The 8,248-nt window shown below is 66.8% G+C and carries 7 protein-coding genes; all 7 read right to left on the bottom strand.

The features are described 5' to 3' along the window. Positions 1 to 148 precede the first annotated feature (148 nt). The 7 genes from LRP66_RS18075 to LRP66_RS18045 all read right to left on the bottom strand — a co-directional run bounded on the left by LRP66_RS18075 (position 149) and on the right by LRP66_RS18045 (position 8,047). Positions 149 to 1,609 carry a PepSY domain-containing protein gene (locus LRP66_RS18075; RefSeq protein ID WP_230483989.1) on the bottom strand — a complete coding sequence of 487 codons (1,461 nt, stop codon included), beginning with the start codon at positions 1,607 to 1,609 and terminating at the stop codon, positions 149 to 151. After that, positions 1,596 to 3,788, bottom strand: coding sequence for a TonB-dependent receptor (locus LRP66_RS18070; protein ID WP_230483988.1), 2,193 nt, complete (start codon positions 3,786 to 3,788; stop codon positions 1,596 to 1,598). The genes LRP66_RS18075 and LRP66_RS18070 overlap by 14 nt, the downstream gene beginning before the upstream one ends. Positions 3,789 to 3,860: 72 nt before the next feature. Further along, a complete protein-coding gene (locus LRP66_RS18065) occupies positions 3,861 to 4,979 on the bottom strand; it encodes a CobW family GTP-binding protein (RefSeq protein WP_230483987.1) in 1,119 nt (372 codons plus the stop codon). Beyond that, entirely contained in the window at positions 4,976 to 5,812 is an 837-nt protein-coding gene (locus tag LRP66_RS18060) for a HoxN/HupN/NixA family nickel/cobalt transporter (RefSeq protein ID WP_230483986.1), read from the bottom strand. The genes LRP66_RS18065 and LRP66_RS18060 overlap by 4 nt, the downstream gene beginning before the upstream one ends. After that, positions 5,809 to 6,051: a DUF1289 domain-containing protein gene (locus tag LRP66_RS18055; protein ID WP_230483985.1), complete on the bottom strand. Its 243-nt coding sequence runs from the start codon at positions 6,049 to 6,051 to the stop codon at positions 5,809 to 5,811. The genes LRP66_RS18060 and LRP66_RS18055 overlap by 4 nt, the downstream gene beginning before the upstream one ends. Beyond that, positions 6,048 to 7,064 carry a WD40 repeat domain-containing protein gene (locus LRP66_RS18050; protein ID WP_230483984.1) on the bottom strand — a complete coding sequence of 339 codons (1,017 nt, stop codon included), beginning with the start codon at positions 7,062 to 7,064 and terminating at the stop codon, positions 6,048 to 6,050. Before LRP66_RS18050 ends, LRP66_RS18055 begins: the two co-directional genes overlap by 4 nt. Positions 7,065 to 7,072: 8 nt before the next feature. Continuing rightward, complete coding sequence (locus LRP66_RS18045) at positions 7,073 to 8,047, bottom strand: CobW family GTP-binding protein (protein WP_230483983.1); 975 nt, start codon at positions 8,045 to 8,047, stop codon at positions 7,073 to 7,075. Positions 8,048 to 8,248: the final 201 nt, after the last annotated feature.

Raw genomic sequence — 8,248 nt, 5'->3', positions numbered from 1 at the left:
CCGTCCCGATGAGCGGGAGCCCGGGGGTCTCTCAGCCGCACGATGCTCAGGAAGGGCATGCGATGCCTCTAATATAGAGAGCGTTTGGTTAAGTTGCATCCCCCAGCAGCCCTCGGTCCAGCCGGATTGAGTGCCGTAGAGATTTCTATCAGGACCGGTACTCAATGGGTTTGCAAAGGCGCTGAACGCCCAGCACGACGCCGGTGAGGCTGAACAGGAAGCCGAGAATCAACGGGATCAGCACGATGATCCGACGCAGCACCGGGCGCGTAGCGAGGCCGGGCACGTTGAAGGTGTGGAGCGCGTAATAGATCCAGGCGTAGCGCGCGCGGCTGTCGTCCATCACCGTCAGCAACCGACCGTCGACGCCGTCCGCGTAGACATCGGGAAGCGCTTTGCCCTTGAGCGATACGCGCACGGCCGTCGCAGGCCAGCCTTCCGCTAAGGCATAGGTCGCAGTCGGATCGATCGGGGCGACGCTGAAACCCGACGCGTCGGGAAATGCTGTCAGCACCGCCTTGCCGATCCTGTCGCGGATGGTCGCGGGCGCAATACGCGCGGTCGCGGAGTCGTTGGTCAGGGCCGTTCCGTCGGGTTGCCAGGCGACCGATTGGCTCCGGCCGCCCACGACCGTGAAGTCGAGCTGCCTGGTGTTTGCAGGCATGCCCGTCGGCAGATCGTTCGGCAGCGCAGTCGTCAATGGGGCACCAGCATAGCGCGCGGCCTGTTCGGCGGTCGGCTGACCGCGCGAGAACAGGCGGCCATGGTCCATCGACAGCCAGCCGCTCAACGTCCAGCTCAGTACGAAGACGCTCGCGAACAGGCCGAGCAGATGGTGCCAGCGCATCCAGCGCCGGCGGTAGGCGGTGAACGACGGCGTGCGCAGACGGCGCGCCGCGAGCATGCGGATGATGCCCAGGAACGTGCCGGCGATCGCCACCAACAGCGCGACGAACGACAGGGTCCAGACCGTCCGGTCCCACGCGGTGAAGCTCGACCGCAACGGCGTGACATACGCCCAGTGCAGCACCGCACCGACCCAGTTCCAGCCGCGATCGGCGGCGGTGGTGCGCTGGACCAGTTCGCCGGTCCTCGCCGAGCGATAGAGGCTCGTCCCATGTCGGTCGGCGAGGTCGATCCGGTAGAACGGGCGGAGCGGATCGAAGCGGTTGTGGACGACCCACTGGTCGTAGGCGATCGCGACCGGGGGCGTCGTACCGGGCGATGAACGTCGGTCCGCGGCGATATCCTCCGGGGTGAGATCGCCCAGCCTCTCACCCGATCGCGCATCGATCGCGATCGTCCCGTCCGGCGTGGTGGCGATATACGCGGGTGCCCCGCCCCGCTGGACGAGGCGCAACGCGGTCGGCTGACCGGCGGCGATCGCTGCGCCACGCGGCGAGATCGCCACCGCGCCGAAGTCGATCGGCGCCTCCAGCCGCAGCTGGTCGGCGTGTGACAGCGACGGGAACGGCTTGAACAGCAGCACCGCCCCGCTCGCGAACCAGAGCGCGAAGATCAGGCAGGTCGCGACGCCGAGCCAGCGGTGGAACCAGACGAGCGTCTTTATCGCCTGACGCCACCGCGTCTTCGCGCTAGAAGCGGGCAAGGACGCTGACCTCGAACCTGCGCGGTTCCCCCAGCATGACCTGCGCGGGGTAATAGATGTCCGCCCACTGCACGAAGGTCTTGTTCCAGACGTTGTTGATGCGCCCGGTCAGCGACCAGCGCGGCGTCAGCGCATAGGTCGCGTAGACGATCCCCGTCGCATAGGGTTTGAGCACGAGGTCGTTGGCGGTGTTGCCGTAGCGTTTGCCGACATATTTGACGCCGCCGCCCGCTTCCAGCGGCAGTCCGCCGATATGCTGCACCGTCGTCCAGATATTGCCGACCCAGGCCGGGACGTTAGGCGGCGTGTTGCCCGACGCGGCGATCCCGTAGTTCGGATCGACGAAATTGGCGTATTTCGCGTCGACATAGGTGCCGCTGGCGATCACCGCCCACGCCGGCGTCACGCGCAGTTCGCCCGACGCTTCGATCCCGCGCGACCGCTGGCTGCCGATATTGCTGACGGTATCGACCGCGACCTGCGTCAAAATGTTCTCGCGCTCGATGTCGTAGGCCGCGAGCGTCAGCGATCCGCGGCCGTGCATCAGATCGGCTTTCAGCCCGCCCTCGACCTGGTGCGACGTGCTCAAGCCGAAATTCTGGTTGGCGTTGACGAGGAAGATGTTCGCGCCGACCGGATCCTTGCCGGTGCTGTACGACGCGTAGGCGGTGACGTTTGGCGAGACGTCGTACACCAGCCCCACGCGCCAGTTGAACAGCCGGTAGGTGCGGTCGAAACTCGACCCGGCGTTGAAGCTGCCATCGACGTTGAAATTCTCGCGCGTCAGATACAGCCGCTCGGCGCGCAAGCCCGTGACCAGCTTGAGCGAGGGCGTGAGAGCGAGCGCATCCTCGCCGAACAGCGCGATCTGGTCCCAACGGGTCGGCGACACGCGCTTGTCGATCGCGCCGAAAAGACCCGGGTTCGGGTGCAGCGGATCGACGCTGTCGCCATCGGGAAAACCCCGGCTGCGGACGAAATCGAGATGGCTGTAGTCGATGCCGACGACCAGCGTGTTGTCGAGGCCGAGCAGCTTGTCCTTGTGCGTCAGGCTGAACTGATCGCCGAACAGATCCTGGTTGTGGAACACGAAGAAGCGATCGCGGTCGATCAACTTAGTGGTCGCGTTGAAGACGTAGTTCTCGGCGTTGATCCATTGCCGCTCGGCATGGAAATAATAGGCGGTGTTCGACAGCGTGAGGTGGTCGGAGGGCGACCAGTTGACGACGACCCGCGGCCAGACCTGCCAGCTCTTGGCGCGGTTGTCCGCCACGTTGTAATTGGTGAAGCGCGTGCGGCGATCGACGACATAGCCTTTGCCGGTCGACAGGATCCCGCCGATCGGATCGGCGGCGAACGAGGCCGGGACCAGCGGCGTACCGAAATAGGTGGACAGAGTGTCCTTGAGATAATCGACGCTGAACGCGATCGACAGCGTGTCGCGCGGCTTGAACAGCACCGCGCCGGTGGCGTTGAACGACGTGGAACCGGCGCGATCGACGAAGCCGTCGGTGCGATGATAGCTCACGTCGGCGCGGGCGGCGAGCGTGTCGCCGAGGCGGTGGTTGCTGCCCAGCCCGATGCTGGCGGTGTCGAACGACGCATAGGAGGCGAGCGCCTGGAGGCTGTCGGCGGTGAAGTCCGGGCTCTTGTTGACGATGTTGACGGCGCCGCCGATCGCGCCCTGCCCGTATAGAACCGACGCCGGCCCCTTGAGCACGTCGATGCTGGCGATGTTGAAGGTGTTGCCGGGGCGATTGATCATGTTCGCCGGCCCGAGATACAGCCCGTTGTGCAGCACCGTGATCTGCTCGCCGGTAAAGCCGCGCATCGAGAACAGTGAGGGATCGCCCGGCGAGCCGCCCGAGATGACGCCCGGCAGGCTGACCGTCGCTTCTTCGACGGTGCGGAACCCCCGCGTGAGGATCTCGTCGGCGCCGATCTGGTCGATCGTGGCAGGCGTCTCGCGGATCGACAGGCCGAGGCGGCTCGCAGTCGGCGTCGCGACGTCGAGCTGGCGCAGCCGCCAGCCGGTCACGGTGATCTCCTCGCCCGCCGCCGGTACGGACAGCGACGCGGTCGGCGTGCTGTCCTGGGCGATCGCCGCCGTCGAGGCGCCGCACAGGGCGGTCGCCGCGGCGGCACCGCGTACCCATGAATTTACGATCGTCGTGCGCACCGATATCCCCCGTTTTTAATATGATCGCCCCGCCCCTGCGGTCGTCTCGTGGTCGTCAGCGCCTGTCCGGGATCAGTCCCCCCCTGCCCCTAGGGTCATCGCGTCCTCTCCGACCAGACCGAAATGCTCGAGCCCCAGCGTCATGAGCGTCAGCGTGCCGCGCAGATCGGCTTCGTCGAGGTCGCGGGTGATGAACACGATCCGGCTGCGGCGATCCTCGCTCGGCCAGGCGTCGAGCCGGACCGGGGGGTGGAAAATGTGCTGGACGCCGTGGATCACCATCGGTCGATCGACACCCTCGACGTTGACGATGCCCTTCACGCGCAGGATGTCGGCGCCCTTGAACATCGTCAGGATGCCCAGCCAGCGCTCGAACGCCAAGGCTGGAATGGGGTCGTCGAAGGTCAGGCAGACCGAGCGGATCCGGTCGCCGTGGCGATCGACGTCGTGATGATGGTGCCCGTGATGATGGTCGTGATGGTCGTGGACCGGGCTCGTATAGGCTTCGGCGTTCAGCCAGCGGCGGACGTCGTGGCTCTTGGTCGTCGGATCATACAGCCCGGCCTCGAACAGTAGGTCGGGATCGACCGCGCCATCGACCGCCACCGTGATCGGGGCCGCGGGGTTGAGCGCGTGCAGCCGCGCTTCCAGCGCAGCACGCGCGTCCGCACCGACCAGATCGGTCTTGGTCAGCAGCAGCCGGTCGGCGACCGCGGCCTGTTTGATCGACTCCTCCTGCGCATCGAGCGTCGCCATACCGGTCGCGGCGTCGACGGTGGTGATGACACCGTCGAGCCGGTACAGCGTCTGCAGGCGCTCGTCGGTCATCAGCGTGTGCAGGATCGGCGCCGGGTCGGCGAGACCGGTCGTCTCGATTACCACCCGGTCGAACCAGCACTTGCCGTCGCGCGCGAACCGCCACGGCGCCTCGCGCAGCGTCCGCAACAGGTCGCCGCGGATGGTGCAGCACAGGCAACCGCCCATCATCTCGACGACCATGTCGTCCTGGCTGCGGACGATCAGGTCATGGTCGAGCCCGATCGAGCCGAATTCGTTGATGATGACGAGCGAGCGCGCCATCCGCGGATCGCGCACCAGCCGATTGAGCACGGTCGTCTTGCCGCTGCCGAGAAAGCCGGTGAGAACCGAGACCGGGATCAGCGCGCCGGGTCCGGTGACCAGGCCGGTCATGCCGCGCCTTCCAGAGCGGGACGACTGGCCTTGCGGGCGATCCAGGCACCGTGGGCGAGCAGCACCGCGACGATGGTGGCAGCGCCGACGCCGATCGCGGTGAAGGTCTGGTCGTCGAGGTCGAGCGCGAAGCCCGCGGCCTCCGACGCCGCGAACAGCGCCATGCCGTAGGACAGACCGACGATCAGCCAGCCGACCGCGCGCCGATACCGCATGACCGATCCGCCTGCACCCCTACCCGCCCGCTGGCTCGAGCGCAGCAATCGGCTGACGATCTGGCTGTCCAGCGTATCGGCGAGCACCATGCCGATCGTGAAGGCCAGCGCGATACCGGCGGCGGCCGCGGGCCCGCCCCGCGTCGTTGCTGCCGCGCCCCAGGCGGCCGCCTGGGTCGCGGTGTCGAACACCAGCCCGAACACGACGCCGATCGTGACGACCGCCGCCGGGTGCGTGCTCGACCGCAGCGACCGCGGCACCAGCCCCGCCCGCCACCCGACCGGCGCGTACGCGCGGTGTCGCAGCAGCGCGACGAGATTGAGCGTGCCGACCAGGATCAGCAACGCGATCACCATCGTATCGACCAGCGTCGCGGTCCAGCGCGGCACGACGATCCAGTGCGCGAACAGCGACACGCCGATCGCCACGACCGCCACCGCGAGACTGTGGCCGAGCGCGAACAGCGTACCGGTCCAGGGCGACAATCGCGGCCGCTCCTCGACCATGCGGAAGACGATATTGTCGATCACCGCGACGTGATCGGGATCGAGCCCGTGGCGCAGGCCGAGCACGAACATCAGGCCCAGCGTGGGCAGTGCGAACGAGGGATCTGTCATGCCATGTCTTCCGAGATAGTGTCGGGGTCTTCCGAAATCGGGTCGGGCGCCAGTTCCGAGGCGACGATGCCGCGCGCGGCCAACTTGGCGAGGCGGCGGGGCAGCTCTGCCTGGATCCCCAGCAGGGTCGGCCGCGCGGCCTTGCGCCAGCCGCGGCACTCGACCTGCGTGCGCCCGCAGGCGACGCACCAGCCGGTCCGGCCATCGAAGCGGCAGATATCGACGCACGGGCTCTTCATGCGCGCGCGGCCATGTCGAGAATGCCGATCCGGCCGTCCTCGTCGCCCCAGCCGAGCCGGGTGCCGGCGTCGTTCCAGCTGAGCGCGGTAATGGCAGCGCCCTCTTCATCGACCAGCAGCGGGCGATCGTCGCCGGTCTGCGTGAGGACGACGACGCCATCGTCATATCCGACCGCGAGCAGGTCGCTGCGGGGATGGAAAGAGACGCGGGTGACGATCGCGCCCCGCCGCTCGGCCAGCAGCAACGGCGGCTTGTCCATCGGGCCGCTCTTGCCATCGAACGACCATAGGACGGTGCACGCATCGCCGCTGGTCGCCAGCCATTTGCCGCGGCGATCCCACGAGAAGCTGCGCGTCTTGGCGACGTAGCCCGACATCCGCATGTCGCGCAGATCGGGAAGCCGCCAGCCGTGCAGTCCGGTCTCCTGCAACGCGGTGATGACATAGCGGCCGTCCGCGCTCATCGTGCAGGCGAGGTGCGAGCCGATCCAATCGAGCGCGACGCGGCCGCTGCCGGCGGTCGCGGCATAGACCAGGCTGACGCCACCATAATGCGCGACGGCCAATCGCTTGCCCTTGCCGTCGAGCGCCAAGCCGCCGATCGTCGAACCGATCGCATAGCGGTGCGAGGGTTCGGTGGCGCCGGGCGTCCAGACGACCGCTTCGCGACCGACGCCCGCGACGATCAGGCCCGATGCGGGACTCGCCACCAGATGCTCGACCCAGCGTCGGTCGAAGCGGCCCAACTCCAGAAAATCGCCATCCGCCGTCACGCGGCATACCCGGCCATCGTCGCCGCCGGTGACGATCGAGCGTCCATCGGGATGACGGCACGCCGCCAGGATTGCGCCGCCGTGCACCGGATGCGCGGCGACCTCGCCCGCGTCGGTCATGTGCCGCACGCTGCCGTCGCCGAGCGTCAGCCACGCGTCGTCCCGGAGCCACAGGATCGCGGTCGGCTCCGCGCCGACCTCGACACGGCGGCCGTGGCTTTGCACCAGCGTTTCACCCATCGCGTCGATCATCGGCTGGCAGGAACCGCGCAGGCCTCGAACCCGGCGCGCAAGGCGACGGGATCGAGATTGCGGCCAATGAACACCATCCGGCTGGTGCGGGCCTCGTCCGGCTTCCAGTCGCGCTGATGATTGCCGTCGAGCAGCATGTGGACGCCCTGCACGACATAGCGCTGGTCCTCGTCGGGGAACGACAGCACGCCCTTCAGACGCAGGATGTCCTGTCCCTGGACCACGGTCAGGTTGCGGAGCCACGGCATGAACAGTTCGGGCCGGATCGCCGTCGCCGAACTCAGCGATACCGAGGTGATCGAATCGTCATGCTCGTGATCGTCCTCGGACAGGAAATCGGGTTCGATCCCGAGGATGCGGTCGAGGTCGAAGGCGCCGCGCTCCAGCACCTCCTCGAGCGGTACGACGCAGTTCTGCGTCTCGTGCAGCCGCGCCTGGCCGTTGATCGTGCGGACGCGCTGGCGCACCACCTCCAACTCCTGCGCCGTCACCAGATCGGTCTTGTTGAGCAGGATGACGTCGGCAAACGCGATCTGCTCCTCGGCCTCGTGGCTGTCCTCCAGCCGGGCGAGGACATGCCGCGCATCGACCACGGTCACGATCGCATCGAGGCTCGCCCGGGCGCGCACGTCGTCGTCCATGAAGAAGGTCTGCGCGACGGGGGCGGGATCGGCGAGGCCGGTGGTCTCGATGATGATCGCGTCGAAGCCGTCCTTGCGCTTCATCAGCCCTTCGATGATGCGGGTCAGGTCGCCGCGGACGGTGCAGCAGATGCACCCGTTGTTCATCTCGAACACCTCTTCGTCGGCATCGACGATCAGGTCGTTGTCGATGCCGATCTCGCCGAATTCGTTGACGATGACCGCATATTTGCGGCCGTGGTTTTCGCTGAGGATGCGGTTCAGGAGCGTCGTCTTGCCCGCGCCCAGATAGCCGGTGAGAACGGTGACGGGGATGGTCGGTAATAACAATGAGAGAATCCAATGTGATGGTATATTGTCTCCTTTACAGCTTATTTATGAAGGCTGCAATGCAAACGACCTAATGTATCAGCTCGATGCCTTACAAACCTCAACTTCCCGCCGGGCTCAGAACAGAGGTGGCTCGGTTCATCTGAACAGCTCGACGCGATTGCTAAGTGGAGCGTCCGCCGGTTTCATGCCGCTGCGAGA

Origin of the sequence: Sphingomonas sp. Leaf21, assembly GCF_916858675.1 — a bacterium.
GTDB lineage: Bacteria > Pseudomonadota > Alphaproteobacteria > Sphingomonadales > Sphingomonadaceae > Sphingomonas.
Note: the sequence above shows the minus strand (reverse complement) of the source record. Positions and strands in the feature narration are given on the sequence as shown.

What these genes read in the sequence shown, in the direction of transcription:
- LRP66_RS18065 (WP_230483987.1), bottom strand. Translation starts at nt 4,979, where the DNA reads ATGACCGGCCTGGTCACCGGACCCGGCGCGCTGATCCCGGTCTCGGTT.
- LRP66_RS18060 (WP_230483986.1), bottom strand. Translation starts at nt 5,812, where the DNA reads ATGACAGATCCCTCGTTCGCACTGCCCACGCTGGGCCTGATGTTCGTG.
- LRP66_RS18055 (WP_230483985.1), bottom strand. Translation starts at nt 6,051, where the DNA reads ATGAAGAGCCCGTGCGTCGATATCTGCCGCTTCGATGGCCGGACCGGC.
- LRP66_RS18050 (WP_230483984.1), bottom strand. Translation starts at nt 7,064, where the DNA reads ATGGGTGAAACGCTGGTGCAAAGCCACGGCCGCCGTGTCGAGGTCGGC.